At 68.9% G+C, this 24604-nt stretch carries 35 protein-coding genes; 10 read left to right on the top strand and 25 right to left on the bottom strand.

Annotation, left to right across the window (positions count from 1 at the left end; genetic code table 11):
* The 3 genes from OMP43_RS11385 (at position 1) to OMP43_RS11375 (ending at position 2004) form a co-directional block, all read left to right on the top strand.
* Positions 1 to 642, top strand: a complete 642-nt coding sequence (locus OMP43_RS11385) for a hypothetical protein (protein WP_280279840.1) — start codon at positions 1 to 3, stop codon at positions 640 to 642.
* Positions 639 to 1292 (top strand): DUF1345 domain-containing protein, encoded by a 654-nt coding sequence (locus OMP43_RS11380; RefSeq protein WP_280279839.1) that lies wholly within the window; start codon positions 639 to 641, stop codon positions 1290 to 1292. Before OMP43_RS11385 ends, OMP43_RS11380 begins: the two co-directional genes overlap by 4 nt.
* A gap of 160 nt (positions 1293 to 1452) precedes the next feature.
* Positions 1453 to 2004, top strand: a complete 552-nt coding sequence (locus OMP43_RS11375; protein WP_280279838.1) for a hypothetical protein — start codon at positions 1453 to 1455, stop codon at positions 2002 to 2004.
* A gap of 78 nt (positions 2005 to 2082) precedes the next feature.
* On the opposite strand, the gene OMP43_RS11370 is transcribed toward OMP43_RS11375, so the two are convergent.
* Genes OMP43_RS11370 through ispG form a run of 6 tightly spaced genes read right to left on the bottom strand, consistent with a single transcriptional unit; the run spans position 2083 to position 5647 of the window.
* The gene (locus OMP43_RS11370) at positions 2083 to 2439 is read right to left on the bottom strand and encodes a TfoX/Sxy family protein (protein ID WP_280279837.1); all 357 of its coding nucleotides are present in this window, start codon (positions 2437 to 2439) and stop codon (positions 2083 to 2085) included.
* 49 nt (positions 2440 to 2488) lie between these two features.
* Positions 2489 to 2962, bottom strand: a complete 474-nt coding sequence (locus OMP43_RS11365) for a GNAT family N-acetyltransferase (RefSeq protein WP_280279836.1) — start codon at positions 2960 to 2962, stop codon at positions 2489 to 2491.
* Positions 2959 to 3861 (bottom strand): DMT family transporter, encoded by a 903-nt coding sequence (locus OMP43_RS11360; RefSeq protein WP_280279835.1) that lies wholly within the window; start codon positions 3859 to 3861, stop codon positions 2959 to 2961. The genes OMP43_RS11365 and OMP43_RS11360 overlap by 4 nt, the downstream gene beginning before the upstream one ends.
* Positions 3862 to 3863: 2 nt before the next feature.
* Entirely contained in the window at positions 3864 to 4241 is a 378-nt protein-coding gene (locus OMP43_RS11355) for a type II toxin-antitoxin system VapC family toxin (RefSeq protein WP_280279834.1), read from the bottom strand.
* Positions 4241 to 4486 carry an AbrB/MazE/SpoVT family DNA-binding domain-containing protein gene (locus OMP43_RS11350; protein WP_280279833.1) on the bottom strand — a complete coding sequence of 82 codons (246 nt, stop codon included), beginning with the start codon at positions 4484 to 4486 and terminating at the stop codon, positions 4241 to 4243. The genes OMP43_RS11355 and OMP43_RS11350 overlap by 1 nt, the downstream gene beginning before the upstream one ends.
* 36 nt (positions 4487 to 4522) lie before the next feature.
* Positions 4523 to 5647 (bottom strand): flavodoxin-dependent (E)-4-hydroxy-3-methylbut-2-enyl-diphosphate synthase, encoded by a 1125-nt coding sequence (gene ispG, locus OMP43_RS11345; RefSeq protein ID WP_280279832.1) that lies wholly within the window; start codon positions 5645 to 5647, stop codon positions 4523 to 4525.
* A gap of 103 nt (positions 5648 to 5750) precedes the next feature.
* Between ispG and OMP43_RS11340 the strand changes: the two genes are divergently transcribed.
* The gene (locus OMP43_RS11340) at positions 5751 to 7019 is read left to right on the top strand and encodes an acyltransferase (RefSeq protein ID WP_280279831.1); all 1269 of its coding nucleotides are present in this window, start codon (positions 5751 to 5753) and stop codon (positions 7017 to 7019) included.
* On the opposite strand, the gene OMP43_RS11335 is transcribed toward OMP43_RS11340, so the two are convergent.
* The gene (locus OMP43_RS11335; RefSeq protein WP_280279830.1) at positions 6912 to 7745 is read right to left on the bottom strand and encodes a LytTR family DNA-binding domain-containing protein; all 834 of its coding nucleotides are present in this window, start codon (positions 7743 to 7745) and stop codon (positions 6912 to 6914) included. The genes OMP43_RS11340 and OMP43_RS11335 overlap by 108 nt on opposite strands.
* A gap of 86 nt (positions 7746 to 7831) precedes the next feature.
* On the opposite strand from OMP43_RS11335, the gene OMP43_RS11330 reads away from it, so the two are divergent.
* Complete coding sequence (locus OMP43_RS11330) at positions 7832 to 9001, top strand: acyltransferase family protein (protein WP_280279829.1); 1170 nt, start codon at positions 7832 to 7834, stop codon at positions 8999 to 9001.
* Positions 9001 to 9837 carry a S1/P1 nuclease gene (locus OMP43_RS11325; protein ID WP_348538605.1) on the top strand — a complete coding sequence of 279 codons (837 nt, stop codon included), beginning with the start codon at positions 9001 to 9003 and terminating at the stop codon, positions 9835 to 9837. The genes OMP43_RS11330 and OMP43_RS11325 overlap by 1 nt, the downstream gene beginning before the upstream one ends.
* On the opposite strand, the gene OMP43_RS11320 is transcribed toward OMP43_RS11325, so the two are convergent.
* The 4 genes from OMP43_RS11320 to OMP43_RS11305 all read right to left on the bottom strand — a co-directional run bounded on the left by OMP43_RS11320 (position 9834) and on the right by OMP43_RS11305 (position 11610).
* Positions 9834 to 10106, bottom strand: coding sequence for a hypothetical protein (locus OMP43_RS11320; RefSeq protein ID WP_280279828.1), 273 nt, complete (start codon positions 10104 to 10106; stop codon positions 9834 to 9836). The two genes, OMP43_RS11325 and OMP43_RS11320, sit on opposite strands and share 4 nt — an antisense overlap.
* A gap of 97 nt (positions 10107 to 10203) precedes the next feature.
* Positions 10204 to 10476, bottom strand: coding sequence for a hypothetical protein (locus OMP43_RS11315; RefSeq protein ID WP_280279827.1), 273 nt, complete (start codon positions 10474 to 10476; stop codon positions 10204 to 10206).
* 1 nt (position 10477) lies between these two features.
* On the bottom strand, positions 10478 to 10687 hold the full coding sequence (locus OMP43_RS11310) for a toxin-antitoxin system HicB family antitoxin (protein ID WP_280279826.1): 210 nt from the start codon (positions 10685 to 10687) through the stop codon (positions 10478 to 10480).
* A 17-nt stretch (positions 10688 to 10704) separates the two neighbouring features.
* The gene (locus OMP43_RS11305) at positions 10705 to 11610 is read right to left on the bottom strand and encodes an SPFH domain-containing protein (protein ID WP_280279825.1); all 906 of its coding nucleotides are present in this window, start codon (positions 11608 to 11610) and stop codon (positions 10705 to 10707) included.
* Between the two features lie 133 nt (positions 11611 to 11743).
* Between OMP43_RS11305 and OMP43_RS11300 the strand changes: the two genes are divergently transcribed.
* The gene (locus OMP43_RS11300) at positions 11744 to 13120 is read left to right on the top strand and encodes a serine hydrolase domain-containing protein (RefSeq protein ID WP_280279824.1); all 1377 of its coding nucleotides are present in this window, start codon (positions 11744 to 11746) and stop codon (positions 13118 to 13120) included.
* A 133-nt stretch (positions 13121 to 13253) separates the two neighbouring features.
* Here the strand turns inward: OMP43_RS11300 and pal are convergent, their stop codons facing one another.
* The 9 genes from pal to OMP43_RS11255 form a co-directional block, all read right to left on the bottom strand.
* Positions 13254 to 13766 (bottom strand): peptidoglycan-associated lipoprotein Pal, encoded by a 513-nt coding sequence (gene pal, locus OMP43_RS11295; protein ID WP_280279823.1) that lies wholly within the window; start codon positions 13764 to 13766, stop codon positions 13254 to 13256.
* Positions 13767 to 13834: 68 nt separating this feature from the next.
* Positions 13835 to 15211, bottom strand: a complete 1377-nt coding sequence (gene tolB / locus OMP43_RS11290) for a Tol-Pal system beta propeller repeat protein TolB (RefSeq protein WP_280279822.1) — start codon at positions 15209 to 15211, stop codon at positions 13835 to 13837.
* A gap of 2 nt (positions 15212 to 15213) precedes the next feature.
* Positions 15214 to 16008 carry a TonB C-terminal domain-containing protein gene (locus tag OMP43_RS11285; RefSeq protein ID WP_280279821.1) on the bottom strand — a complete coding sequence of 265 codons (795 nt, stop codon included), beginning with the start codon at positions 16006 to 16008 and terminating at the stop codon, positions 15214 to 15216.
* A complete protein-coding gene (gene tolR / locus OMP43_RS11280) occupies positions 16008 to 16451 on the bottom strand; it encodes a protein TolR (RefSeq protein ID WP_280279820.1) in 444 nt (147 codons plus the stop codon). The genes OMP43_RS11285 and tolR overlap by 1 nt, the downstream gene beginning before the upstream one ends.
* Positions 16452 to 16455: 4 nt before the next feature.
* The gene (gene tolQ, locus OMP43_RS11275; RefSeq protein WP_280279819.1) at positions 16456 to 17145 is read right to left on the bottom strand and encodes a protein TolQ; all 690 of its coding nucleotides are present in this window, start codon (positions 17143 to 17145) and stop codon (positions 16456 to 16458) included.
* A 7-nt stretch (positions 17146 to 17152) separates the two neighbouring features.
* Entirely contained in the window at positions 17153 to 17599 is a 447-nt protein-coding gene (locus OMP43_RS11270; protein ID WP_280279818.1) for a YbgC/FadM family acyl-CoA thioesterase, read from the bottom strand.
* Positions 17600 to 17644: 45 nt separating this feature from the next.
* Positions 17645 to 18667, bottom strand: coding sequence for a Holliday junction branch migration DNA helicase RuvB (gene ruvB, locus OMP43_RS11265; protein WP_167301221.1), 1023 nt, complete (start codon positions 18665 to 18667; stop codon positions 17645 to 17647).
* A complete protein-coding gene (locus OMP43_RS11260; RefSeq protein WP_280279817.1) occupies positions 18664 to 19068 on the bottom strand; it encodes a hypothetical protein in 405 nt (134 codons plus the stop codon). Before OMP43_RS11260 ends, ruvB begins: the two co-directional genes overlap by 4 nt.
* Positions 19065 to 19619: a DUF4337 domain-containing protein gene (locus OMP43_RS11255; protein WP_280279816.1), complete on the bottom strand. Its 555-nt coding sequence runs from the start codon at positions 19617 to 19619 to the stop codon at positions 19065 to 19067. The genes OMP43_RS11260 and OMP43_RS11255 overlap by 4 nt, the downstream gene beginning before the upstream one ends.
* 45 nt (positions 19620 to 19664) lie before the next feature.
* Between OMP43_RS11255 and OMP43_RS11250 the strand changes: the two genes are divergently transcribed.
* On the top strand, positions 19665 to 20603 hold the full coding sequence (locus OMP43_RS11250; protein WP_280279815.1) for a 2-hydroxyacid dehydrogenase: 939 nt from the start codon (positions 19665 to 19667) through the stop codon (positions 20601 to 20603).
* On the opposite strand, the gene OMP43_RS11245 is transcribed toward OMP43_RS11250, so the two are convergent.
* Positions 20575 to 20973, bottom strand: coding sequence for a GFA family protein (locus tag OMP43_RS11245; RefSeq protein WP_280279814.1), 399 nt, complete (start codon positions 20971 to 20973; stop codon positions 20575 to 20577). The genes OMP43_RS11250 and OMP43_RS11245 overlap by 29 nt on opposite strands.
* Positions 20970 to 21569, bottom strand: coding sequence for a Holliday junction branch migration protein RuvA (gene ruvA / locus OMP43_RS11240; protein ID WP_280279813.1), 600 nt, complete (start codon positions 21567 to 21569; stop codon positions 20970 to 20972). Before ruvA ends, OMP43_RS11245 begins: the two co-directional genes overlap by 4 nt.
* A gap of 241 nt (positions 21570 to 21810) precedes the next feature.
* Here ruvA and OMP43_RS11235 point away from each other — a divergent pair, with 241 nt between their 5' ends.
* The gene (locus OMP43_RS11235) at positions 21811 to 22230 is read left to right on the top strand and encodes a hypothetical protein (protein ID WP_280279812.1); all 420 of its coding nucleotides are present in this window, start codon (positions 21811 to 21813) and stop codon (positions 22228 to 22230) included.
* Positions 22231 to 22289: 59 nt separating this feature from the next.
* Positions 22290 to 22733 (top strand): hypothetical protein, encoded by a 444-nt coding sequence (locus OMP43_RS11230; protein ID WP_280279811.1) that lies wholly within the window; start codon positions 22290 to 22292, stop codon positions 22731 to 22733.
* Here the strand turns inward: OMP43_RS11230 and ruvC are convergent.
* The 3 genes from ruvC to OMP43_RS11215 form a co-directional block, all read right to left on the bottom strand.
* A complete protein-coding gene (ruvC, locus tag OMP43_RS11225; RefSeq protein WP_280279810.1) occupies positions 22730 to 23218 on the bottom strand; it encodes a crossover junction endodeoxyribonuclease RuvC in 489 nt (162 codons plus the stop codon). The genes OMP43_RS11230 and ruvC overlap by 4 nt on opposite strands.
* 166 nt (positions 23219 to 23384) lie before the next feature.
* Positions 23385 to 24128, bottom strand: a complete 744-nt coding sequence (locus OMP43_RS11220; protein ID WP_280279809.1) for a YebC/PmpR family DNA-binding transcriptional regulator — start codon at positions 24126 to 24128, stop codon at positions 23385 to 23387.
* Positions 24129 to 24292: 164 nt separating this feature from the next.
* Positions 24293 to 24529, bottom strand: coding sequence for a DUF2312 domain-containing protein (locus OMP43_RS11215; RefSeq protein ID WP_280279808.1), 237 nt, complete (start codon positions 24527 to 24529; stop codon positions 24293 to 24295).
* Positions 24530 to 24604: the final 75 nt, after the last annotated feature.

The raw sequence follows: 24604 nt of genomic DNA, 5'->3' as shown, positions 1-24604 counted from the left end.
GTGGCCGGGCTGGCGACGCTCGCGGCGTCGACGGGCTTTCCGCTCGTTCCCGCCTGCGGGCCCACTTATGGCGCGGGGCCGATCATCGCATTCGAACTGGTGCGAAGCCCCGCCCAGCTGGCCGAACTGTTCGGCCCGCCTTCCTGTTCCGGCGCGTTCCAGGCCGCGCAGATCCGCGCGAGCTGGTGGGACGCACTGGCCTTCATCCCCGCCTATGCCGCGTTCCTCGCGCTCGGCGCCCAGGCGCTGGGCGGAGACGCGCGCCGGCTCTCGCGGATCGCGATCGCGGTGCTGCTGGCCGGGGCGCTGCTTGACGAGATCGAGGGGCTGATCCTCCTCCAGCTGGCGAACCACTGGCAGAACCCGCCCGATCTGTTCGGCGCCTTGTTCTTCACGGTGCGTCCCAAATTCGCGCTGCTCGGGATCGGTTCGCTGCTGCTCGCGGCGCTCGCCTGGCGCGGAACGCCGATCGGGAAGATCGCCGCGCTGCCGCTCGCCGGGGGCGGCCTCGCCTCGCTCTGGTTCCTGTTCCGCGCGCCCCACGACCCCATGATGATGCTGGGCCACCGCTATGCCTGGATGGCGCTGCTCGCGCTGGCCGCCATCGGATCGATCCGTCCGCGCTGGGTACGACGACCATGACGAAACGACACCATCGGGGCATCGGCAACCTCGTCGCGCCGCCGCGCTTCCTGCTGTTCCTCGCAGTCACGCTGGCCGCCAGCTGGCTCGCCATTCCGCTGCTCGGCCTGCGCTTCGGGCTGATGACCGGGTTCGACATTGGCGCGGTCACCTTCCTCGTCGCGATCGCCCCGCTGTTCCGGCAGGAAGCCGAGGGGATGCGCCGATCCGCCAAGCGCAACGACGGCAACCGCTTCCTGCTGCTCGTCATCACCGGCCTGGTGAGCCTGGTGATCCTGGCGGCGGTCGCCAGCGAGCTGATGGAGAAGGAGCGCGCGCAGGACTGGGCGCTGGCCCTGATCATCGGCACGCTGGCGCTCTGCTGGACCTTCAGCAACATGATCTATGCGCTGCACTATGCGCATCTCTTCTATTCGGAAAAGGCCGAGGGTGCCGGCGACAGCGGCGGCGTGACCTTTCCGGAAACGCCCGATCCCGATTACTGGGACTTCGTCTATTTCTCCTTCTGCCTGGGCATGACCTTCCAGACCAGCGACATGAACATCACCAGCCGCCGCATCCGGCGCGTGGTGACCGCGCACTGCCTTGCCGCATTCGTGTTCAACCTGGGCATCATCGCCTTCAGCATCAACGTGCTGGGCGGGGGCTAGGTTTGCTGGTCGGCTTGCCCTTGGCCGACAGCGCACCGGCCATATCACAAGTATCCGAATCGGTCTCTTATTCGACTTCGCAAGACAGTTGCGAGCGGAGATAACATCTTTCCTTCGGGCGCGAGTCGGCTTTCCTATCTTCTCTTGAAGGAGGCAGATGATGCTGCAACTCCACGCCAATATTCGTGCGATATTTATCGGTTCCGTCGGAAGCATATTCCTGGCCGGATGCCAGAACACGGTGATCCTGCATTATCGCCAGCCGGCGAACTGCTATCTGTTCGACAGCAATCCCACCGGCTCGCCGCATACGACCACGTCCGCAGGCTCGGGCATGTTCCTGTTCTACGACATCGTCTCGATCGAGAACAAAGCCTCGGGGGCGAAGGACTTCAACTTCGATCCGGCCAAGCTCTTCGCCAATGGCGATTCCAAGGGCAACACGGTGCCGGGCACGCCCGGCGCCTCGTTCACCTATCTGCTGACGGGGAATGCCGTGCCCAAGCTGGTCCCCAAGGGCACGACCTCGGGATCGCTGGGGCGGGTGGTGATCAACCTGCCGAGCGACGATCCCACCGCGCTCAAGACGGCCCAGATGAACCTGCTCTACAAGAGCGCCTCGGGCGAGAGCGTGCTGCTGGCGCGCGATCCCGGGCCGGCGCCCAAGTTCCTCGATCCCTGCACCCCGGCGAACGTGAACGCGCTGCCCTAGCCCGCCTGCCCGTCATCCCCGCCGGGGCGGGGATGACGATGGCCAACAGAGGCGACCAAGCAGAATATGGTCCCGGCCCTAGGCCCGCTTCCGGGACTTCGGCTTTTTCGGCGGCGCGCGCCTGGCGGCCTCGACCGCCAGCAATCCCCAGCGGCGCAGCGCATCGGCATCGTCATAGGTCTCGTCGGGTGCCCGGCGATAGTTGAGCGACTGGACCTTGCCGTCCTCGCGCGTGACCGAGAACCGCTCGGCATCGCCCCAATCCGCCGCGCTTTCCGCATCCGCCTTGAACCATAGCGCATCGAAGGCGAGGATCGCGAAGGCCAGCCCGTCCAGATAGAGCGCCGCGCCGCCGAACAGCCGCTTGGACGTGACGGTGCCGACCGGCTCCATCGCCTCCTTGACCCATTCGACCAGGCTCTGGTCCACCGCCATCAGAGTCTCCCGCTATCGCACCGCCGGCCCGAGAACCCGCGCGCCATGCTCAGCGCCCCGCCAGCGCCACGAGCGCATCGCCGGTGACGCGCTGCACGGTCCATTCCTCCATCGCCTGCGCGCCCATCGCCCGGTAGAAATCGATCGCCGGCGTGTTCCAGTCGAGCACCGCCCATTCGAAACGGCCGCAATCCCGGTCCAGCGCGATGCCGGCAAGATGCCGGAGCAGCGCCTTGCCCGCCCCCGCGCCGCGCGCGCCGGGCGTGACGTACAGATCCTCGAGATAGATGCCGGGCTTGCCCGTCCAGGTCGAGAAATTGTGGAAGAACAGCGCGAAGCCGACGGGCCTGCCGTCCAGCTCCGCGATCAGGCTCTCGGCGACGCGGCGCGCGAACAGCGCATCGTGCAGCATCGCCTCGGTCGCCACCACGGCATCGGGCTCGCGCTCATAGACTGCGAGCTCGCGGACGAGATCGAGGATCAGCGGGACATCGTCCGGGGCGGCGGTGCGGATGGCGATCATAACAGTGCGGGCTCCACTTCGGGCTCGGCGATGCCGGGCCGGCTGCGCGCCGCCATCCAGCATCCCGCGACGATCAGCAAGGTGCCGGCGATGGTGACCAGCGTAAGCGGCTCGCGGAAGAACAGCCATCCCATGATCGCCGCCCAGACAAAGGCGGTATATTCGACCGTGAGCAGCACCTGCGCTTCCGCCCGCGCATAGGCCCAGGAAAGCAGCAGCAGCGAGGTGATCGCCAGCGCGGCGGCGAGCACGACCAGCGGCCATTGCCCCGCCGCCGGCGTCACCAGCAGCCAGGGCGCCGGCAGCGCGAACAGGGCGAGGATGAACCAGTTCTGGAAGAAGGCGATCTCGATCGGCCCGGCCCGCTGCGCCTGGTGGCGCGCGATGACGAGGTTGACCGCGTAGAACACCGCCGACACGAGCACCGCCGCCATGCCGAGCCCCGAATCGGGCCGATGCGGCGCGCCCAGCTGGCCGGCCAGGATGATGCCGACTCCGACCAGCCCGAGCAGCGAGCCGAGGATCGAGCGCGCGCCGATCTTCTCCTTCAGGAAGATCGCGGCGAGGCCGAGCGCGATCAGCGGCGCGATGAAGGTGAGCGCGATCGCCTCGGCCAGCGGCACGCGCACGATCCCCCAGAAGAAGGCGATCGCCATCACCGCGATCACCGCGCTGCGGACCGCATGGATCGCGAGCACGCGCCGCGCGGGCAGGCGCGGCCGGCCGAAGGCGAAGAGCGGCGTCATGATCGCCACGCCGGCGACGAGCCGCCAGAACAGCGCGGCATAGGCGCCGATGGCGAGGCCAAGCTCCTTCATCACCGCGTCCATGATCGAATAGAGCGCGATGCCGGCACAGGCGGCGAGCAGGGCCGCGAGGATCGGAGTGGCACGCGCCATGGTCAGCGGATCATGCGGATGTCGAGGCCGATATCGGCGGACGCCATCCGGGCGTCTGCGGTGAGGATCGGCAATGCACTGAATCTGCCTTGCGCCAGGCACGTCCGATCCCCGAGCGACAGGCCGAGATGCCTGGTGAGCGGGCGCAATCTCGCAACCTCTATGGCATGCGCCTCGCGAAAGGCCTGGACGCGAACCCCATAGGAAACCGCGATCCCATATACTGCATCCGGGTCAGCGCCGCCTTCCGCCAATTTGGTGACCACCTCGCATAGATTGACGATCGATATCTCAGCCCCGCGAACCGCGGCGGCCACCTGTTCGGTGCCCGATTCCCCGAGCATCAGGGCGAGAAGCACGGAGGCGTCAAGGACGAACATTATTCGCGTTCGGCCTCCGCACGCTTGTCGGCAATGAAATCATCCACCGTGAAAGGATGCGTGATCATCGCGCGGAGCTTCTGCTGCCCCTCCCGGATGACCTGCATATGCGTCCTGATCGCGAGCGAGCCATCGGCGGCGCGATCGAGCACCAGCACATCCCCGTCCTTGATCCCAAGCTCGCGGCGCAGCTCCGCGGGGATGACGATCTTGCCGCCGGCGATCACCTTGGCATGATAGGTCATGTCAGGCCCTCCAGGACCTGACCTATAGCATGGGACCTATTCCGCCGCCACCGCGGCGGCCTCGCTCGCCGCCTCGATCTCCGCCGCCTTGGCCTCGACCAGCCTGACGATGTGATCGAGCATGTCGGCATCGTTCACCGTGTGATCGGTGACGCCCGACAGATAGACCATGTGCTTGCCGTTGCCGCCGCCGGTGAGGCCGATATCGGTCTCGCGCGCCTCGCCCGGGCCGTTGACGACGCAGCCGAGCACCGAGAGCGAGAGCGGCGTGCGGATATGCTGGAGCCGGTCCTCCAGCGCCTGGACGGTGCGGATCACGTCGAAGCCCTGGCGCGCGCAGCTGGGGCAGGAGACGACGCGGACGCCCCGGTTGCGAATGCCCAGCGCCTTGAGGATCTCGAAGCCGACGCGCACTTCCTCCTCGGGCTCGGCCGAAAGGGACACGCGGATCGTGTCGCCGATGCCGAACCAGAGCAGCGAGCCGATGCCGATCGCCGACTTCACCGTGCCGCCGACAAAGCCGCCCGCCTCGGTGATGCCCAGGTGCAGCGGGCAATCCACCGCATCGGCGAGCTGCTGATATGCGGCGACGGCGAGGAACACGTCGGACGCCTTCACCGCCACCTTGAATTCGTGGAAGTCGCGGTCCTGGAGCAGCTTGATATGGTCGAGCGCCGATTCGACCAGCGCCTCGGGACAGGGCTCGCCATATTTCTCGAGCAGGTCCTTCTCGAGGCTGCCGGCGTTCACACCGATGCGGATCGCGCAGCCATTGGCCTTGGCGGCGTTGACGACTTCGTTCACCCGGTCCGCGCTGCCGATATTGCCCGGGTTGATGCGCAGGCAGGCGGCGCCGGCATCGGCAGCTTCCAGGGCACGCTTATAGTGGAAATGGATGTCCGCGACGATCGGCACGCGCGCGGCGCGGACGATCTGCTTCAGCGCCGCGGTCGATTCGACGTCAGGGCAGGAGACGCGGATGATGTCGACCCCGGCATCCTCGCAGCGGCGGATCTGGTCGATGGTCGCGCGCGCATCGGACGTTGCGGTGTTGGTCATGGTCTGCACCGTCACCGGCGCATCGCCGCCAACCGGGACATTGCCCACCATGATCTGACGGCTGGGCCGCCGGACGATATCGCGCCAGGGACGTACGGACATGGGGGCCATATACGCCCGCCCCGCGCGCGCGCCAACCCGGCGCGGTTTACGCGATGCTAAGAGGCGCGGTGCTATTTCTCCGGTTCGTTTCCAGGATCAAGGCTTGCACGCGTTGCGGCACGACTCACAATTTGCTGCCGCGCCGCGCACCAGCCAGCGCCATTACGGCATGGACTGGCTGCGCATCGCCGCCTTCGCGCTGCTGATCCTCTATCACATCGCCATGGCCTTCTCGCCCTGGGACTGGGTGATCAAGACCAACTATGCCTTTGGCTGGCTGATCCCGCCCATGGCACTGCTGACGCCCTGGCGCCTGCCGCTGCTCTTCGCCGTCTCTGGCTATGCCTCGCGCAAGCTGTTCGACCGGTCGGCCGGCGCGCGCGACTTCGCGCGCTCGCGCGCGGTGCGGCTGCTGGTGCCGCTCGCCTTCGGCATGGTCGCGCTGGTACCGCTCGAGATGTGGGTGCGGGTGATGGAGAATGGCTATCCGCACGGCTATCTCCATTTCTGGGCGCTCGACTATTGGCGCTCGGGCGATTTCTGGGGCCGCGAATTCCCCAGCTGGGAGCATCTGTGGTTCGTCGCCTATCTCGCCGCCTATACGCTGCTGCTCGCGGGCGTGCTGGCGCTGGGCGGCAACCGGGCCATGCGCGCGATCGGCGCGGCGGCGGACTGGCTCGCGGTGGGGCACAGGCTGCTCTGGGTGCCGGTGGCAGCGCTCGCGACGGCGCGGCTGGCGCTGCTGTTCGTCGCGCCCGAGCGCCAGGGGCTGCTGCGCGACTGGGGCGGCCATGCCCAATATGTCCCGATCTTCCTGTTCGGCTTCGCCCTGGCCGGTGCGCCGCGGCTATGGCCGGCAGTGGCGCGCGGCTGGAAGCCCGCGGCGGCGATGGCGGCGATGGCCGGCGCGGTGATCGTCACCGTCGAGCTGCTATGGCCCGGCACCCAGGTGCCGCCGCACGACGTGATGGCGCTCGACCGGGCCGCGCGCACCGCCATGGCCTGGGGCATGATCCTCGCGCTGTTCCATATCGCCGAGACGCGCTGGAACCATGACCACCGGCTGCGCAAGCCGCTCGCCGAGGCGGTGTTCCCCTTCTACATCGTCCACCATCCCGCGATCGTGCTGATCGCCTGGTATTCGCTGCCCCTGGGGCTGAGCGCGCCCGCCGAGTTCGCGCTGCTGCTCGGCGGCACCGGCGCCGTGTGCGCGGCGACCTATCTGATCGGCCGGCGCATCGCCTGGCTGCGGCCGCTGATCGGCCTATCCCAGGTTCGCCCGGAAGCGCCGGCTGCCGCGCAGCGTGGTGCCGTCGGCGAGCGTGACGACGAAGTCGCCGCTGCGATCGGTCTCGACACGCCGCGCCGCTGAGGCGCGCACGATCCGCCCGCGATGGATGCGGACGAAGCCCGGGCCCAGTTCCTCCGCAAGCGCGGCCAGCGTCGAGCGATGCAGCAGGGTGCGGCCGCTCCAGGCGATCTCGACATAGTTGCCGGCCGACGCCGCCCAGTCGATCGCGTCGATCGGCACCCGGTGCGTCACATTGCCGTCGGGCACGAGCAGGACCCGCTCCTCGCGCGCAGCCGGCGCGGGCTCGCGGCGCGCCAGCCACCATGTCGCCACGGCCATGAAGGCGGCGAGCAGCAGATAGGCCACCGCGTCCTTGCGATATTCGTAGACGAACCGATCGAGCGCCCCGCCATAGCGATAGCGCTCGCCCCACAGCGCATAGACGCCGAGCCGGATCGCGATCATGCCGGCGACATGGATCGCCGAAAGCGGCACCGTCGCCGCGGCATGGGCAAGCACCGCCCAGCCCCATGCGACGCGCGGCGGGCGGATCCTGGCCACCAGCCAGCCGATCGCGGGGAGCAGCGCCACCCACATGGCGACGCTGCTCAGCTCCCACAGCCAGACATGGGCAGGCCGCTCGACCAGGCCGGCGCGCGCGAGATCGGCGCGCGAGCTTTCGACATTGGCGAAGGACTGGACCAGCACGAATCCCAGAAAGGCCAAGGCGAGCAGCGCGAGCTTGCGCCGACGCTCGCCGCTCGCCCCGCCCTGCCCGCCGCTCGTCCCTGCCGCCTTTTCGTCCATCCCTGCCGACCCGCCGCTTCTCCCTCCTCGATACCGGCGCCCGGGGCCGCCCGCTAGCCGTTCGCCGTCATCAAGGAGTTCGAGGGATGGAACGGCACTACGGGATGGACTGGCTGCGGATCGGGGCGTTCGCGATCCTGATCCTCTATCATGTGGGCATGGTCTTCGTGCCCTGGGGCTATCATGTGAAGACCGCCATGCCGGCGGACTGGGTGGCGATCCCGATGCTGCTGCCCAATGCCTGGCGGCTGATGCTGCTCTTCCTCGTCTCGGGCTTCGCCAGCCGGATGCTGCTCGCCAAGTCGCCGGGCGTCGGGCGCTTCCTGGCCAATCGCAATGCGCGCCTGCTGCTGCCGCTCGCCTTCGGCATGGCGGTGGTGGTGCCGCCGCAGAGCTGGGTCGAGCTGGTCGGCCAGCATGGCTATGCGCACGATTATCCCTGGTTCTGGGCGCGCGACTATTTCCGCTTCGGCCGGCTCGACGGCATTCTGCTGCCGACCTGGAACCATCTGTGGTTCGTCGCCTATCTCTGGGTCTACACGCTGGCGCTCGGCGCGCTGCTGACGCTGCGGCTCGACCTGCAGAAGGGCTTCGACCGGCTGTTCGGCGGCGCCGGCGCGCTGTGGGTGCCGCTCGCCTGGCTGCTAATCTTCCAGGTGCTGCTGTTCCGCCGCGGCGAGGAGACGCACGACCTGATCGGCGACGGCATCGCGCACCTCGCCTATTTCCCGGCCTTCCTGTTCGGCTTCGGCCTGGCGGGCTCGCGCGTGACAATGGCGGCATTCGCGCGGCTGTGGCTGCCCTGCGCGGGGCTGGCGCTGGCGAGCTACGCAGTGGTTGCCGGCGTCGAGGCCGCCTATCCCGGCTTCGCGATGCCCGGCCGGGCGATCGCCGAACTGTTCCGCGTCGCCCGCGAAGTGCAGACCTGGGCGAGCATCGCCGCGCTGATCGGCCTGGCCGAGCGCTTCCTCAACCATGACCACAAATGGCGCGCGATGCTGACCGACGCGGTGTTCCCCTTCTACATCATCCACCAGACCGCGATCGTGCTGGGCGAGCACTGGCTGCTGCCGCTGCACCTCCATCCCGCCGCCGAGTTCGCGATCCTGGTCGCCGGCACCTGGGGCGCCTGCTGGACCTTCTATCTCGCCGGCCGCGAGATCGGCTGGCTCCGCCCGCTGATCGGGCTGCGCCCCCGGCTGGCCAAGCCCGCCCGTTCTGCTAGGGAAGCGGCATCTGCCAGCGGAGTTGCCTGATGCGCCTTCTTCTCGTCCTCGCGGCCCTGTTCGGGTTCGCCGCGCCTGCCAATGCCTATTGGGAATATGGCCATCAGACCGTCGCCGCGATCGCCTGGCGCAACGTGACTCCGGCCACCCGCGCGAAGATCGGCCAGCTGCTCCGCCACACCGACCTGCTGAAGACCGAGGGCTGCCCCGCGACCAATATCGAGGAAGCCTCGGTCTGGGCCGATTGCATCAAGAAGCTGGGCAGCGACTGGCGCTACGCGTCGGTCTGGCACTATCAGGATGCGGACGTCTGCAAGCCGTTCGACGTGACCGCCGAGTGCAAGGACGGCAATTGCGTCTCCGCCCAGATCGAGCGCGACGTGAAGATCCTCAAGGACCGCAAGGCGCCGCAGGTCGAGCGAGTGAAGGCACTGCTCTTCCTCGTCCATTTCGTCGGCGATATCGGCCAGCCGCTCCACGGCGCCGAGCACGACCATGACGCCGGCGGCAACAAGGCGATGGTGAGCTATGGCATCTACACCACCGACCGGCTGAATCTCCACTCGGTGTGGGACGGGCTGCTCGCCGAGCGCGCGATCACCTCGGGCCCCGACATCGTCCGCACCTATAGCCGCAAGGACCGCGCCGCGCTGGGCGGCGGCACCGTCCAGGACTGGGGCAAGGACAGCTGGGAGCTGGCCAAAACCGTCTATGCCGACCTGAACGGCGGCGATACCTGCAAGCCGATCACCGGCCGCGTCGCGATCAGCGAGGCGATGATCGAGAAATGGGTGCCCGAAGCACGGACTCAGGTGATCAAGGGCGGCCTGCGCCTCGCCCGGCTGCTCGACGAGGCATTGGGCTAATCGTCATTTCCCCAGCGGAAGCGCCAGTCGCCGTCCGTCTTGACGGCGACCAGCCAGAGAAAGACCGCGATCAGCGGCACCAGCAGCACCAGCCACAACCGCTCCCGGTGCACGGCGAAATTGACGATCAGCCCGGCGGCGGCGCCAAAGGCCAGGGTCGCGGCCCAGCCTTGCCAGGTGACGGGGGTGGCGCCGAAGCCGAAGCGTTTGGGCCGGAACCAATAGCCCGGACGGACGGCGCCGCCCGCGCGGAAGCGGTCGCCGATCATCGGGCGGTCGCCACGACGATGCCGGCGAGCAACGCGATACCGGCGGCGGCGAGAAGGACCGGCAGCCGCCCGCGGCCGGGGTGAAGGGCAAGGAACATCAGTCACTTCCTTTCTGGCTATCGTCGATCGCGGGCGACGAGGTGCGCCAGGCGACAAGGGCGAACAACAAGGTGGCGGCGAGAAGGAGGATCAGCCAGGCCGCGACATGGACCGGACTGGACGGATCGATGACCGGCGCAATCAGCAGCACGAACAGGCAATAGGCAGCGGTCACCGCCCAGCCCTGCCGCGTGCACGGCATGATGTTGTAGCTGATGCCCCGGCGGGTGCGCACGAACCAGGCATCGGCACGTTGCGGCCGCGCGGCCATGCTATTCCTCCCTCGCCTTGGGGGGCCGCCCGCGCTTGGGGCGCACCGGTTCCGCCAGCTTCACCCCGCGCCGCGCCAGCGCCTCGCGCAACAGGCACTCGACCTGGGCATTGACGCTCCTCAGGTCGCTCGCCGCCGAGCGCTCGATCGCCGCGTACAGGGCGGGATCGAGGCGCAGCGGAAAGGCTTTCTTCTGCGGCGGCTGGGACACGGGCTACGCCTTGCGCATCACTGATAGAGCGAGCCCGTGTTGACCACCGGCTGGGTGTCGCGCTCGCCGCACAGCACCACCATCAGGTTCGAGACCATCGCGGCGCGGCGTTCGTCGTCGAGATCGACCACCTGCTTGGCGGAGAGCTGGGCGAGCGCCATCTCGACCATGCCGACCGCGCCCTCGACCAAGGTCTGGCGGGCAGCGACCACCGCCTGCGCCTGCTGGCGACGGAGCATCGCGCCGGCGATCTCCTGCGCATAGGCCAGGTGAGTGAAGCCGCATTCGTCGACCGTGATGCCAGCGACGCGCAGCCGGGCGATCAGCTCCTCGCGCAGCTCCGAGCCGACCTGGTCGTGATTGCCGCGCAGCGTGACTTCCTGATGCTCGAAATCGTCATAGGGATAGCGCGAGCCGATCGTGCGCACCGCCGCCTCGATCTGGACGTTCACGAACGCCTTATAGTCGTCGACGTCGAACAGCGCCTGCGCCGTGTCGGTCACGCGCCACACCACCTGCGCCGCCATCTCGATCGGATTGCCGCGCAGGTCGTTCACCTTGATCCGCTCGGAAATGATGTTGTTGGCCCGCACCGAGACCTTCTTCTTGATCATCCACGGCCAGGTCCAGCGCAGGCCCGTGGTACGGTCCGTGCCCCGATAGTCGCCGAACAGCGTGATCACCGCCGCCTGGTTGGGCTGGAGCAGATAGAAGCCGCAAAGCACGAACAGCTCGATCAGGATCGAGGCGAGCAGCCAGGAAATCACGATCCAGTCCGCCATCCGGTCGATCTGGGTGAGCGCCCCCACCGTGGCAGCCAGCGCGACCAGCAACACGAGGAGCATGCCATAGCCGCTCATGGTGATCGCGGACTTCTCGCTGCTCTGGCGCAGTGCCGGGGTGGCGCTACGAACGTCGGTCATCATTACCTCCCGAAATTATGATATCGTATTTATATCGATTCGAGAGAGGCCGCAAGGCGGAATCGCCGGCCGTTCAGCTGGGGCTCATTCGGGCTGCGCGACGATCGGCCGATCTCGATCCGGGGGGACATCGATGCGACCGCTCCTGCTTGCCCTGTGCGTGGCCCTGCTGCCCCCGGCCGCGCCGGTCTCGGCACGGCCCGTCGCCGCCGCGGCGATCGCGGGCGAGGCGGATGCCGCGCTGGCCGCCGCCGTCCCCTCCGGCGGCTCGGGCGCCACCGTCCTGATCGCGCGCGGCGACACGATCCTCTACCGGCGGACGCGGGGCATGGCCGAGGCCGAGCTCGGCGTGCCGATGGCGCCGGACCAGATCTTCCGGATAGCCTCGATCACCAAGAGCTTCACCGCCGCGCTGATCGTGCAGATGGCCGAGCGCGGCGAGGTGGCGCTGGACGCGCCGGCGGCCCGCTACCTGCCCGAGCTGCCGCTCGATCCGCGCATCACGCTGCGCCAGCTGCTGAGCCACACCGCCGGGATCGCGGAGAATGACGCCACGCCGCAGCCGCCCTTCGGCCCGGGCGAGGTCCCGCTGGCGCAGCAGGTCGCGCGGATCGCGGCGCGGCCGTTGCGCTTCGCGCCGGGCACCGAGCAGCGCTATTCCAATTCGGGCTATATGCTGCTGGGCGCAGTGATCGAGAAGGTGACCGGCCAATCCTGGGACGAGGCGATGCGCACCCGCCTGTTCGCGCCGCTGGGGCTCGCCGACACCGCCTATGACCGCCGGGACGCGATCGTGGCGCGGCGAGTGGCGGGATATACGCTGGCCGATGGGCAGCTCCGCAACGCCGCGGCGTTCAACATGTCGCTCCCCAAGACCGCGGGATCGCTGCGATCCTCGGCGGCGGACCTGATGCGCTGGATGCGGGCGCTGGCGCATGGCCGGGTGGTGAGCGCGGCCGGATTCGCCCAGATGGCACGGCCCGCGCTTGCCGGCGTGCCGCTGCAGGAACGCTACGGGCTGGGCCTCTATGTCTGGCAGGTCCGCGGGCAGACGGCGATCGGGCACACCGGCCAGATCGACGGCTTCGCATCCGCGCTGCTCTATCTCCCGGCGTCGGACACGGTGATCGTCGTGCTCGCAAATAACGACGCGTTCGATGCGCAGACGCTGGCGCGGCGCATGGCGGCGATCGCCCTCGGCAAGCCCTATCCGCTGCCGCTCTCCGAACGGGCGCTGCCCCCGGAAGCGGCCGCGCTGCCAGGGGTCTATGGCAGCGATCCGGCGACGATGCGCACGCTCGCGATTGCCGGGGGCCGGCTCACCATCGCCCGCGCCGGACGCGCGGCGATCCCGGTCATGCTCGATGCGCGGGGCGATATCCGCTTCGTGCCCGACGAGATCAGCTATTTCACCCCGGTCCGCGATGCCGGGGGCAAGGTGATCCGGCTCGACTATTTCGCCAAGGGCGAGGGCCCGGCCCTGGCGCTGCCGCGCACGGACCCGCGCTAGGTTGGGGCCTCATAACCCCGGCCTTGCGCCGGGATGACGGCGGAGAATCAGATACTTGTTCGGGTTCTCGCCCCAGGCACGAAGAGGCCGCCGGAGTTTCCCCCGGCGGCCCCTTTTCCAAAGCGCGAGCGCCCTAGCTGATGACGATCGTCACCGCGCGGCGGTTCTGCGCCCAGCTGGCATCGTCAGAGCCCAGCGCGATCGGGCGCTCCTTGCCATAGCTGATCGTGGTGATCCGCGCCGGCGAGATGCCGCGCGAGGCCAGATAGTTCTTGGCGGCATTGGCGCGGCGATCGCCCAGCGCGAGATTATACTCGCGCGTGCCGCGCTCGTCGCAATGCCCCTCGATCGTGATCCGGGTGTTGGGATGGCTCGTCAGCCACTGCGCCTGGCTGTCCAGGATCGCGCGCGCCTCGGGATCGATGTCATATTGGTCGAACGCGAAATGCACGGTGTCGCTCGACACTTCGCGGCGGAACTGCTCGTTGATCGGTGCCGCGACCGTGTCGCTGTCGCCCTCGCCCGGATTGACCGGGCCGGTTTCCGACGGCGCGGGCGGAATCGTGGTCGCGTCGCGCTTCTTGGCACAGCCCGCGGTGGCGATCAGCGCGATGCCGAGCACCAGGCCGGTCGTGATCTTGGACATGGTCTTTTCTCCTTTTCTCAGCGCACCCGGTCCGCTTGCCAGGGCCTTAGCACGAATGCCGTTACGTTTCAGGGACGAATCGGTCCCCAACTGGGATCCGACCCATCGAGCGGCGTCGGAATCCGCCGCGCATTGGTGCCGGTGAGGTCCACCGACCACAGGTCCGGGCGGCCCGAGCCCTGGGCCGAGCGGAAGAACATCAGCACCCGGCCGTTGGGCGACCAGCTCGGCGCCTCGTCGCCCCAGCTGTTGGTGAGCAGCTTCTCGCCGCCGCCGCCCGGGTTCATGACTCCGATGCGGAACGCGCCGCCGCCGGTGCGGGTGAAGGCGATCAGATCGCCGCGCGGGCTCCACACCGGCGTGGCGTAGCGCCCGCCGCCGAAGCTGATCCGGTGCTGGTTCGAGCCGTCGGCGTTCATCACATAGAGCTGCTGCGTGCCGCTGCGATCGCTCTCGAACACGATCTTCGATCCGTCGGGCGAATAGCTGCCGCCGGTGTCGATGCCCGGCGAGTTGGTCAGCCGCTGCGGCTCGCCGCCGGCCGATGCGATGCGGTAGATATCGGTATTGCCGGCCTGCGCCATCGAGAACAGCACGAAGCGCCCGTCGGGCGAGAAGCGCGGCGCGAAGCTGAGGCTGACATTGGAGACGAGCAGCCGGTTCTCGCGGGTTCCCATGTCGTAGACATAGATGGCCGGCTTGCGCTGCGTGTAGCTCATATAGACGATCGCGTTCTGCTTCGGGCTCATGCGCGGCGTGAGCACGATCGACTGGCCGTTGGTCAGGAAGCGGTGGTTGGCGCCGTCCTGGTCCATGATCGCCAGCTGCTTGCGGCGCTTGTTCTTGGGGCCGGTCTCCGCGACATAGACCACCTGGCTGTCGAAATACGGCCCCTCGCCGGTGAGCTTCGAATAGACGGCGTCGGCGCATTTGTGCGCGGCGCGGCGCCAGTCGGCCGGCGAGACGACGAAGCCCTGGCGGACCAGCTCGCTCTGCAGCAGCACGTCGTAGAGATAGCAGCCCACGGTGAGCGAGCCATTGCCATTGGCGCGGACATAGCCCTGGATGATCGCCTGGTTGCCGTTCCAGCTGCCGTAATTGGGCGCGGTCACTTCGCTATAGGCGATGCCGCGGCTGGCCGAGGGGCCGCGCGTCTTGAACAGGCCGGTGTTGCGCAGATCGTCCTCGACCACCTGGGCGAGCTTGGCGCCGAGCTGGTCGGTCGGGCCGGCCGGGGTGGAGACGCTCTCCGAGGTGGGCATCGCCGGAATCGCGATGACGAGGTCCTTGGCGGCGGTGTTAGTCACGTCGACGCTGAGCGGCTGGTCCTGCGGCTGCGGCTGCGCCTGTTGCTGCGGAGCGGGCGCCGGCACGTCCTGCGCCTGCGCGACGGTGGCGGCAGTGCTCGCCAGCAGGGCCGCGATCGTCAGATGGGCAAATTTCATCTTCACAGATCCTCGTACAAAACCGGGGCGATGACTTTCCACGCATCATAGAATTGCGCGGGCAGCTTGAAGGGAGCGGCGAGCTTCACCGCGCGGATCGCGCGATCCTTGGCGAGATCGGCCTGGGCGCGGTTGCTGTCGGTGATGCCGGTCTGCGTCACTTGCGGCTCGCTGGCGAGCGTGCCGTCCTGGTTGAGCCTGACGGTCACCTTGGTGCGCAGCTTGTCCGAATCGGCGCCGCTGGGGGGAGCCCAGTGGGGGCGGATCTGGCGGATGATGGCGGCGCTGAGCGCGGCCCTGACCTCGGGGCCCGCGGTCGCGGCCGGCGGCGCGACGGATGCGCTCTTGCTCGGCTTGTCGTTGATGCCGTTGAGCAGCCCGTCGAGCCGCCCGGTCGGCGCGACCGGGCGCTGGGCGGGGGGACGCGCGGGCGCCTGGGCCGGGGCGGCCTTGGGCGGCGTCTTCGGCGCGGGCTTCACCGCATCGGGCGCGGGCACGGGCTTGGGCGGCGCCGGCTGCGGCTTGGCGATCGGCTGCGGATTGGGCGCGGGCTCGGGCGGCGCGCTGTCCGGCTCGATCGGCGCTTCCACCGGCGCGAGCTTGGGAGCCGGCGCTTCGCTGGTCGGATTGGGCGACGCGCTCTCCAGCGCGACCTGATCGACCAGCGCGACTTCGATCGGCACGGGCTTGAGCTTCAGGGGATTGGGGGTGGCGAGGAAGCCGACCGACAGGATGCCGAAGAGCGCGACATGCCCGATCACCGCAACCGTCAGCCCTGCTCCCTCGCCCCTGTCCATCACGGCTTCGCGCTCGCATCGGTGATCAGCGAGACGCGGTTGAGCCCGGCATGGTTGAGCTCGCCCATCACTTTCATGACCTTGCCATAGCCCAGGCCCTGATCGGCGCGCAGGAACACCGCCGCCGGCTTGCCGTCCGGACCCGGCGCGCGGCCGGCGATCGCCGCGAGCCTGGCGGGCAGGGCGTCATCCGATGTCAGCTCGTTGTCGACGAAGATCTGGCCCTTGTCGTCGATCGCGATCTGGACGGGCTTCTGATCCTGGTCGAGCGCCTTGGCGCGGCTCTCCGGCAGGTTCACCGGCACGCCGGCAGTGAGCAGCGGCGCCGTGACCATGAAGATGATCAGCAGCACCAGCATCACGTCGACCAGCGGCGTGACGTTGATCTCCGCCATGGGCTGGCGGCGGCCGCGGCCCTTGTTCGAGGGGAGGTGCATCGCCATCGGATCAGGCCTCCATCTCCAGGCGGCGGCTCAGCGTCGCATGGAAGCCGTCGGCGAAGCGGTTGAGCCGGGCCTCGACCCGGTTCACGCCGTGCGAATAGCGATTATAGGCGATCACCGCGGGAATGGCGGCGAACAGGCCGATCGCCGTCGCGAAGAGCGCCTCGGCGATGCCCGGCGCCACCACGGCGAGCGACGAGCTCTGCTCCTTGGCGATGCCGGTGAAGCTGCGCATGATGCCCCAGACCGTGCCGAACAGGCCGACGAACGGCGCGACCGAGCCGACCGTGGCGAGGAAGTTGAGGCGATCGGCAAGCTTGTCGACCTCCTGCGCGATCGTGGCGCCCATCGCGGTCGCCAGGCGCTCGCGGGTGCCCTCGCGGTCGATCGCCTTGCCGCTGGTCGAGCGTCGCCATTCGGTGACGCCGGCGGCGAAGACGCGGGCGATCGGCTGGTCGCGGCCGGCCGCGCGGCGATGGAACTCGTCGATATCGTCGGCTTCGCGATATTCCGCCTCGAACCGGTCGATCGCCTTCTTCACCGCGCCGACCTTGAAGCCGAACGACAGGATGATCGCCCAGGTCCAGAGCGAGGCGAGCAGCAGGCCGAGCATCACGGCGCGCACCACCCAGTCCGCCTGCAGGAACAGGCCGATCGGCGACATGGTGGCGGCGTCGGTGCTGATGAATTCCATGATCGGTTCAGGTCCCCTTGAAGAGCAGCGGTTCGAAACGTTCCATCCACGCCGCCGGCTGGCGGCGCGGACGGCCGGACGGGGCGACGAACACCGCCTCGATCTCCGCTTCGGCCACTATGGTAACGTCGCGCATGACTCGTTGATGAATGTCCACTGCGGCGGGGCGCAACCGGACCAGCCGGCTGACCACCACCAGTTCGTCGCCCAGGCGCGCCGGCGCCCGGAAACGGATGTTCGCCTCGCGCAGCGCATAGGCGCCCTCGCCCGCTTCGTGCGCCGCGCGCTGATCGATGCCGGCAAGCGCCAGCATATCCGAGCGGGCCCGCTCCATGAACCGGAGATAGTTGGCGTGATAGACCACCCCGCTCAGATCGGTGTCCTCGAAATAGACACGCAGGACGAAATGATGCTCGAGGCCCGCGAAGCGGCCAGGGGCAAAGGATGCGTCCATGGCCGGCCACCTAACCCAGCGATTCCGCCGGGGGAACCCCTTGCCTCAGTCGAACAGCCCTTCCTGCGCGGTGGACGGAGGCGTGAGCCCCAGATGCTTCCATCCCGCCGCGTTGAGGCAGCGTCCCCGCGCCGTGCGCGCGATCATCCCGATCTGGATCAGATAGGGCTCGATCACTTCCTCGATCGTGTCGCGCGGCTCCGAAAGCCCCGCCGCCAGCGTCTCCACGCCCACCGGGCCGCCCTTGTAGATGTCGGCGATCATGGTGAGGTAGCGCCGGTCCATCGCGTCCAGCCCCAGCGCATCGACCTCGAGCCGGGTGAGCGACTGGTCCGCCACCCGGGCATGGACCGTCTCCTCGCCCAGCACATTGGCGAAGTCGCGCACCCGGCGCAGCAGCCGCCCGGCGATGCGCGGCGTGCCGCGCGAGCGCCGCGCGATCTCGTGCGCGCCATCGGGCGCGACGTGCAGGTCGAGCAGGCGGGCGGCGCGGGCGACGACGCGCTCCAGCTCGTCCACCGCATAGAAATTGAGGCGCACCGGGATGCCGAACCGGTCGCGCAGCGGCTGGGTGAGCAGCCCCTGCCGCGTGGTGGCGCCGACCAGGGTGAAGCGTGGCAGGTCGATCCGCACGCTGCGCGCCGACGGCCCCTCGCCGATCATGAGATCCAGCGCGCGATCCTCCATCGCCGGATAGAGCACTTCCTCGACCGCGGGATTCAGCCGGTGGATCTCGTCGATGAACAGCACGTCGCCATCCTCGAGATTGGTGAGCAGCGCGGCGAGATCGCCGGACTTGGCGATCACCGGGCCCGAAGTGGCGCGGAACCCCACGCCCATCTCGCGCGCGATGATCTGGGCGAGCGTGGTCTTGCCCAGCCCCGGCGGGCCGAAGAACAGCACATGATCCAGCGCTTCGCCGCGCGACCGGGCGGCATCGATGAACACGCGCAGATTCTCGCGCGCCGCCCGCTGGCCGACAAATTCGTCGAGGCTCTTGGGGCGCAGCGCGGCATCGACATCGTCGATGCGGCGGGCGGAGGAGAGGAGGCGATCGGAATCGGTCATGCTGCCGCCCAAAGCTCGCAATATCCCTCGCCGGTCAACACCTCGACCGCATTGAAGCGCCGCTGGAGATAGCGCAGGACATCTTCGGGGAAAGCTGCACGCGCCTGCGCCAGGTTCGCATCCTCCGGCAAGCCGGGAAGATAGGCGGCCACGCTGCGCTCGCCCAGATAATGCCGCGCGCGCACCGGCGCGGCAGGGTCGCCAAAGAAATAATCGAGGAAATTATAGTCCTGCACGAGCTCGCCGTGATCGAACATCATGTCGCGCCCATGCGTGATGCGGAAGGGCGCGCCCAGGTCGCCCGCCTCGAACGACAGGAACGGCGAAGGCGGCTCGCCGGGAACGGTCCAGCCAGCCACGCCCTGCCATCCGGGGACGAAGGGATGATCGACCTTGCTCATCCCAGCAACCCGCTCAGCAGCGCCGGGTGGAAGCTCCAGCCCAGGAACCCGCACAGCCCCATGAACAGCCCGAAGGCGCCGAAGCCCCAGGCCACCCAGAGCAGCCAGCCGCTCTCCACCAGCGCAGCGACGGCGGCGACCGAGATGGCGGTGGCGACCGATGCGTCGCTCGCGTCGAACTGGTCGTCATGCACGTTCAGCGCATCGTAGAGATCGCTCCGCGCCTTCGCATCGGCGGCCAGGCCCGGCGCTTCCGCCTTATACTTCGCGATGTCGCGGTCGAGCCCGGCGAGCACCGGCGCCGCGCGCTTCGGATCGGCCAGCAGGGCGATCTGGAGCCGGCTCGCCTCGGCGACATGCTGCTTGGTCTTGGCCGCCTGATACTGGTTCCACTTGTCGACCGAATCGGACTGGGCCTGCTGCATCGCCTGGACGATGTTGCCGTCCTTGATCCCGCACACCCCCATGAACACGGACAGCACCACCACCGTGATCGCCACGTTCCGGTTGAGCGACTTGTCCTTGGCCTCGGCGCTGACTTCGATTTCCATGGCCCCGCCCTATTCCTCTCGCGGCGACGCGGCTAGACCGGGCGCATGGCGCGCCCGGACCTGCTGCTCGCAACGCCGATTTCCGCGCCGCTGCGCGCGGCGCTCGCCGAACGCTTCACCCTGCACGAGGGCGATCCGCCGCCGGGCGTCCGCGCGGTGGTGGGCGGCGGCATGGCGAAGATCGATGCCGCGCTGCTCGCCCGCCTCCCCGCGCTGGAGATCGTCGCGATCCACGGCGTCGGCCATGACCGGGTCGATCTCGACGCGCTCGACGCGCGCGGCATCCGCATCACCACCACGGCGGGCGTCCTGACCGAGGATGTCGCCGACCAGGCGATCGCGCTGATGCTGGCCGTGCAGCGGCGCATCGCGGCGAACGACGCGCTGGTGCGGGCGGGCGGCTGGACCGCTCCGCTCGGTCGGCGGGCCAGCGGGCGCCGCATCGGGATCTTCGGGCTCGGCCAGATCGGGCATGCGATCGCGCTGCGGGCCGCGCCCTTCGCCGGCGAGCTGCTCTACGCCGCGCGCTCCGAAAAGCCGGTGCCGTGGCGTTTCGTGCCCGATATCGCCGCGCTGGCGGAAGCGAGCGACGTGCTGATCCTCGCCGCGACCGGCGGGCCCGCGACGCGGCGCATCGTCGATGCCGCCGTGCTCGACCGGCTGGGCCCCGGCGGCGTGCTGATCAACATCGCCCGCGGCAGCCTGGTCGATCAGGACGCGCTGGTCGCCGCGCTGGCCGCGGGCCGCATCGCCGGCGCCGGGCTTGACGTCTTCGCCGAGGAACCGCAGGTCCCCCAGGCGCTGCGCGCGATGGACCAGGTGGTGCTCGCCCCCCATCAGGGCAGCGCGACCGAGGAAGCCCGTATCGCGATGCGCGAACTGGTGCTCGCCAATCTCGACGCGCATTTCGCCGGCAGGCCGCTGGTAACGCCGCTGCGCCGGGAGCGCCGGGCAGTCAGTCATGCCGTTCCACCGCACCGGTGATCTCGACCCAGGCGCATTGGCGCTCCCCCCACACCGAGACGGTGGGCGCGGGGAAGGCGGGATCGGCAAAGGCGCCCACCGGAATCGCGATGGTGTCGGGGATGCCGCCGCCATCGTACCAGACATTGCCGCCGCAGATCGGGCAGAAGTGAAAGCCGGCCGGCGGCCCGCCACTCTCCGACGCCGCGATCCATTCGGTCGACCGGCCGGTGATCGTCACCTGCCCCGCCGGAAAGCGCGCCTGCACCGCGAAGGCCGATCCGCTGCGCTGCTTGCAGTTCAGGCAATGGCAGACCGAGATGCGCACCGGCTCGCCCACGCATTCGGCGCGGAGCTGGCCGCAGCGGCAGGCGGCGGTGCGCACCGTCACTTCGCCGCCTTGCGCAGCGCCAGCCGCACCAGCGCATCCAGCGTCGCGCCGGCACCCAGCTCGTCCGCGGCGGCATTGACCGCGGCGCTCGCCTCGGCCGGCTTGAAGCCCAGGTTGAGCATCGCCGAGATCGCATCCTGCGCCGCGCCGCCCGCCGCCGCGGCGCCCGGGCCGCCACCGCCGCCGAGCGCCACGCCACCGGCCTTGTCCTTGAGCTCGTTGACGATGCGCTGGGCCAGCTTGGGACCGACGCCGTTCGCCCGCGCGATCATCGCCGAATCGGCGCGCGCCACGGCGGTCTGCACTTCCTCGGGCGACAGGATCGAAAGGATGGCCAGCGCCACCTTGGCGCCGACGCCCTGCACGCTGGTGAGCAGGCGGAACCAGTCGCGCTCGCTCGCGGTGGCGAAGCCCATCAGCCGGATCGAATCCTCGCTCACCAGCATCTCGGTGTGGAGGGTGACCGACCCGCCGGTGGCGCCCAGCGCAGTGATCGTCCGGCCCGAGGCACCGGCGAGATAGCCGACGCCGTTCACGTCGATCACGACATGGTCGAGCCCGGTCGCTTCCAGCCGGCCCTTGAGGTGCGCGATCATCGCCGATCCCCTGCGCGGAAGTTTACGAAGTCCAGGCTGCGCCTTCCCCGATTTCCCCGCCGCACGCGGCATCCGGCGAATGGTGGGCAGGCGTAGCAGGGGCGGAGGCGCGCGCGCATGCCCGGTACATAAACGGAACAAGCGGGGGGAGGGAAGCGAAATCACCGCATCCCCGCCGGGCATCGACGCCGGACCGGGTCGTGCTACCGTGACGCCGGGGCAAAGCCAGGGGGAAATCGAAATGGCGTTCTGGAAGGTGGACCTGACCACGGAGGACGGCGCGCTGGGCGCCGCGCAGCTGGGCGGCTATGCCTGTTTCGTCGCGGCGGCGCTGAGCGCCTTCGGACTGCTGATCGTGGGCTGGTATCTGGGGACGCCCGGCGCGCCGGCGGCGACGATGGTGCTCGGCGTCGCCGCGGCCGAGACGGTGCTCTTCGCGGTCGCGGGCTTCCGCCTGCGCGCGGGGCGCGGGCTGGCTTGGTGCAGCGTCGCGGCGTTCCTGCTCGTGCTCGAATTCCTCGGCAAGCTCGCCACGCTCAACATCATGGGCCTGGTCATCAACGCGGTGCTGACGATCGGCGTGATCAACGGCCTGCGCGGCGCGCGGGCGCTGAGGCGCAACGCATTCGATGGCGACGAGGCCGCGGCGATCTTCGAATAGCCCTGGCGGAACGATCGCCGCCTTCCCACCTGCAGGGCGAGGACATCGGGGGGAATCGAATGATCGCCGCGCTTCTGGGACTATGGCTGACGCTGCTGCTCGCCGGCGATACGCCGGCCGGGGGCCTGATGCGTGGCGCCCTTGTCGAATGGCCCGCGGCGCGGCTGGCGCGGATCCGGCGCGGGGCGGTGGTCGCCTGGATGATCCTCGGCGCGATCGGCCTGCTCTGCTTCTGGTTCCTCGAGGAGGAGGGCCTTCGCCTCTTCGCCATGGCGCTGCCCGAGATCGCCGGCTGGATCACGATGTTCGAGATCGGCACGCTGGTCGACACGATCCTGGTGGCGGCGATGGCGGCATCGACGCTGCGCTTCGGCGCGGTGCGGCACTGGATCGCCGCGCGGCGGCCGATGGGCCGGCGCGCGAAGCGGACGCGGCGGACGCGGCTGGTGGCGCGCGCCTCCAACGACGACGAGGACGGACCGGCCCCGGCGCTGGCGGCCTAGCGCAGCCCGAAGCGCGCGCTCGCCAGATGGTGGGCGTGGCAGATGGCGACGGCGAGCGCGTCGGCCGCGTCGGCCCCGGCGATCTTCACCCCGGGCAGCAGCACCTGCACCATCGCATGGACCTGCGCCTTGTCGGCATTGCCGACGCCGACGACCGATTTCTTGATCGTGCTCGGCTTGTATTCGCCGACATCGATGCCGGTCCGCGCGGCGGCGCACAGCACCACCCCGCGCGCCTGGCCGAGCTTGAGCGTCGACTGGGCATTGGAATTGACGAACACCTCTTCCACCGCCGCCGCCTCCGGCCCGTGATCGGCGATCAGCGCGGCGAGCATGGCGTCGAGATGCGCGAGCCGGCGCGGGAGCGGCGCCTGGGTATCGGTCTTCAACCGTCCGTTGGCGAGATGCGACAGGCGATTGCCCTCGGCGCGGATCAGCCCCCAGCCGGTGGTGCCGAGGCCGGGATCGAGGCCGAGGATGATCATTGGATTCTGCACGCACACGCGCGAAGCGCCGGAATAGCCCGGTGCGCCCTCCGCGCGGCGCCGTCGCGAATCTCGGGACCGCTGGCGCGGCAAGCGCTCTCCGCGCCTCCGCGCCCCCGCGCGAACCGATGATCTTCGCGGCTTCGCGCCTTCGCGTGAATCAAGCTCAGCCCAGCTTCTCCATCACTTCGTCCGAGACTTCGTAATTGCCCCACACCGTCTGGACATCGTCGTCGTCGTCGAGCGCGTCGATCAGCTTGAACAGCTTGGCCGCGTCCTCCTCGCCGACATCGACCATGGTCTGGGGCCGCCAGGCGAGCTTGGCGCCCTCGGCCTCGCCGAGCACCGGCTCCAGGGCGCGGGCGACTTCGTGGAGCGCGTCCTGCGCCGTCCAGATCTCATGGCCCTCCTCGGAGCTGGCCACGTCCTCGGCCCCTGCCTCGAGCGCGGCTTCGAACACTTTCTCGGCGTCGCCGGCCTTGGCGGGATAGTTGATCAGGCCCATCCGGTCGAAACCGTGGCTCACCGAGCCGGCGGTGCCGAGATTGCCGCCATTCTTCGATACCGCGGTGCGCACATTGGTGGCGGTGCGGTTGCGATTGTCGGTCAGCGCCTCGATGATCAGCGAGACGCCGCCCGGGCCGAAGCCCTCGTAGCGGATCTCCTCGTAATTCTCGCCGTCGCCCTTGCTCGCCTTGTCGATCGAGCGCTGGATATTGTCCTTGGGCATCGACTGCGCCTTGGCCGCGGCGATCGCGGCGCGCAGGCGCGGGTTCATGTCGGGATCGGGCAAGCCCATCTTCGCGGCGACGGTGATTTCGCGGCTGAGCTTGGAGAACATGCTCGAGCGCTTCTTATCCTGCGCGCCCTTGCGGTGCATGATGTTCTTGAATTTGGAATGGCCTGCCATTGCGCTCTCGTATGAAACTGGTCGCGCGGCTTTAGGCCAGGCACGGGCGAATGGGCAATGCTTGCCCCATATCGTCATCCCGGCCGGCGCCGGGATCTCGTGCGGCTATCGTCCCGCGCCTTCGCCCGAGGCCCCGGCTTTCGCCGGGGCGACGACAAGGCGGCTTAGATGCCCAGCGCCTGCTTGTAGGTCTCGAGCAGCATCTCCGCCTCGTCGCGGTGATGCTTCTCCATCTTCCGCAGGCGGACGATCGAGCGCATCGTCTTCACGTCGAAGCCGGTCGACTTGGCCTCGGCATAGACGTCCTTGATGTCGTCGGCGATGCCCTTCTTCTCTTCCTCGAGCCGCTCGATCCGCTCGATGAGGAGGCGCAGCTGTTCGGCGGAAATCGAATCGGACAAGGTGGAAGCTCCTGGAGAATAGAGTCGGGAAAGCGGCGCGATTATCGGAGCCCGCCGCCCCGCTCAACCCCCAAC

Source organism: Sphingomonas sp. CBMAI 2297 (assembly GCF_029870595.1).
Taxonomy (GTDB): domain Bacteria; phylum Pseudomonadota; class Alphaproteobacteria; order Sphingomonadales; family Sphingomonadaceae; genus Sphingomonas.
Note: the sequence above shows the minus strand (reverse complement) of the source record. Positions and strands in the feature narration are given on the sequence as shown.

Coding starts and splice junctions, on each gene's coding strand:
- OMP43_RS11255 (WP_280279816.1), bottom strand. CDS start 19,619: ATGGAAATCGAAGTCAGCGCCGAGGCCAAGGACAAGTCGCTCAACCGG.
- OMP43_RS11365 (WP_280279836.1), bottom strand. CDS start 2,962: ATGATCGCCATCCGCACCGCCGCCCCGGACGATGTCCCGCTGATCCTC.
- OMP43_RS11235 (WP_280279812.1), top strand. CDS start 21,811: ATGGCGTTCTGGAAGGTGGACCTGACCACGGAGGACGGCGCGCTGGGC.
- OMP43_RS11355 (WP_280279834.1), bottom strand. CDS start 4,241: ATGTTCGTCCTTGACGCCTCCGTGCTTCTCGCCCTGATGCTCGGGGAA.
- OMP43_RS11330 (WP_280279829.1), top strand. CDS start 7,832: ATGGAACGGCACTACGGGATGGACTGGCTGCGGATCGGGGCGTTCGCG.
- OMP43_RS11325 (WP_348538605.1), top strand. CDS start 9,001: ATGCGCCTTCTTCTCGTCCTCGCGGCCCTGTTCGGGTTCGCCGCGCCT.
- tolQ (WP_280279819.1), bottom strand. CDS start 17,145: ATGGAATTCATCAGCACCGACGCCGCCACCATGTCGCCGATCGGCCTG.
- OMP43_RS11285 (WP_280279821.1), bottom strand. CDS start 16,008: ATGGACAGGGGCGAGGGAGCAGGGCTGACGGTTGCGGTGATCGGGCAT.
- OMP43_RS11300 (WP_280279824.1), top strand. CDS start 11,744: ATGCGACCGCTCCTGCTTGCCCTGTGCGTGGCCCTGCTGCCCCCGGCC.
- OMP43_RS11230 (WP_280279811.1), top strand. CDS start 22,290: ATGATCGCCGCGCTTCTGGGACTATGGCTGACGCTGCTGCTCGCCGGC.
- pal (WP_280279823.1), bottom strand. CDS start 13,766: ATGTCCAAGATCACGACCGGCCTGGTGCTCGGCATCGCGCTGATCGCC.
- ispG (WP_280279832.1), bottom strand. CDS start 5,647: ATGTCCGTACGTCCCTGGCGCGATATCGTCCGGCGGCCCAGCCGTCAG.
- OMP43_RS11335 (WP_280279830.1), bottom strand. CDS start 7,745: ATGGACGAAAAGGCGGCAGGGACGAGCGGCGGGCAGGGCGGGGCGAGC.
- tolR (WP_280279820.1), bottom strand. CDS start 16,451: ATGGCGATGCACCTCCCCTCGAACAAGGGCCGCGGCCGCCGCCAGCCC.
- OMP43_RS11315 (WP_280279827.1), bottom strand. CDS start 10,476: ATGGCCGCGCGGCCGCAACGTGCCGATGCCTGGTTCGTGCGCACCCGC.
- OMP43_RS11350 (WP_280279833.1), bottom strand. CDS start 4,486: ATGACCTATCATGCCAAGGTGATCGCCGGCGGCAAGATCGTCATCCCC.
- OMP43_RS11270 (WP_280279818.1), bottom strand. CDS start 17,599: ATGGACGCATCCTTTGCCCCTGGCCGCTTCGCGGGCCTCGAGCATCAT.
- OMP43_RS11370 (WP_280279837.1), bottom strand. CDS start 2,439: ATGGCGGTGGACCAGAGCCTGGTCGAATGGGTCAAGGAGGCGATGGAG.
- ruvB (WP_167301221.1), bottom strand. CDS start 18,667: ATGACCGATTCCGATCGCCTCCTCTCCTCCGCCCGCCGCATCGACGAT.
- tolB (WP_280279822.1), bottom strand. CDS start 15,211: ATGAAATTTGCCCATCTGACGATCGCGGCCCTGCTGGCGAGCACTGCC.
- OMP43_RS11380 (WP_280279839.1), top strand. CDS start 639: ATGACGAAACGACACCATCGGGGCATCGGCAACCTCGTCGCGCCGCCG.
- OMP43_RS11320 (WP_280279828.1), bottom strand. CDS start 10,106: ATGATCGGCGACCGCTTCCGCGCGGGCGGCGCCGTCCGTCCGGGCTAT.
- ruvC (WP_280279810.1), bottom strand. CDS start 23,218: ATGATCATCCTCGGCCTCGATCCCGGCCTCGGCACCACCGGCTGGGGG.
- OMP43_RS11360 (WP_280279835.1), bottom strand. CDS start 3,861: ATGGCGCGTGCCACTCCGATCCTCGCGGCCCTGCTCGCCGCCTGTGCC.
- ruvA (WP_280279813.1), bottom strand. CDS start 21,569: ATGATCGCGCACCTCAAGGGCCGGCTGGAAGCGACCGGGCTCGACCAT.
- OMP43_RS11220 (WP_280279809.1), bottom strand. CDS start 24,128: ATGGCAGGCCATTCCAAATTCAAGAACATCATGCACCGCAAGGGCGCG.
- OMP43_RS11305 (WP_280279825.1), bottom strand. CDS start 11,610: ATGACCGACGTTCGTAGCGCCACCCCGGCACTGCGCCAGAGCAGCGAG.
- OMP43_RS11375 (WP_280279838.1), top strand. CDS start 1,453: ATGCTGCAACTCCACGCCAATATTCGTGCGATATTTATCGGTTCCGTC.
- OMP43_RS11260 (WP_280279817.1), bottom strand. CDS start 19,068: ATGAGCAAGGTCGATCATCCCTTCGTCCCCGGATGGCAGGGCGTGGCT.
- OMP43_RS11250 (WP_280279815.1), top strand. CDS start 19,665: ATGGCGCGCCCGGACCTGCTGCTCGCAACGCCGATTTCCGCGCCGCTG.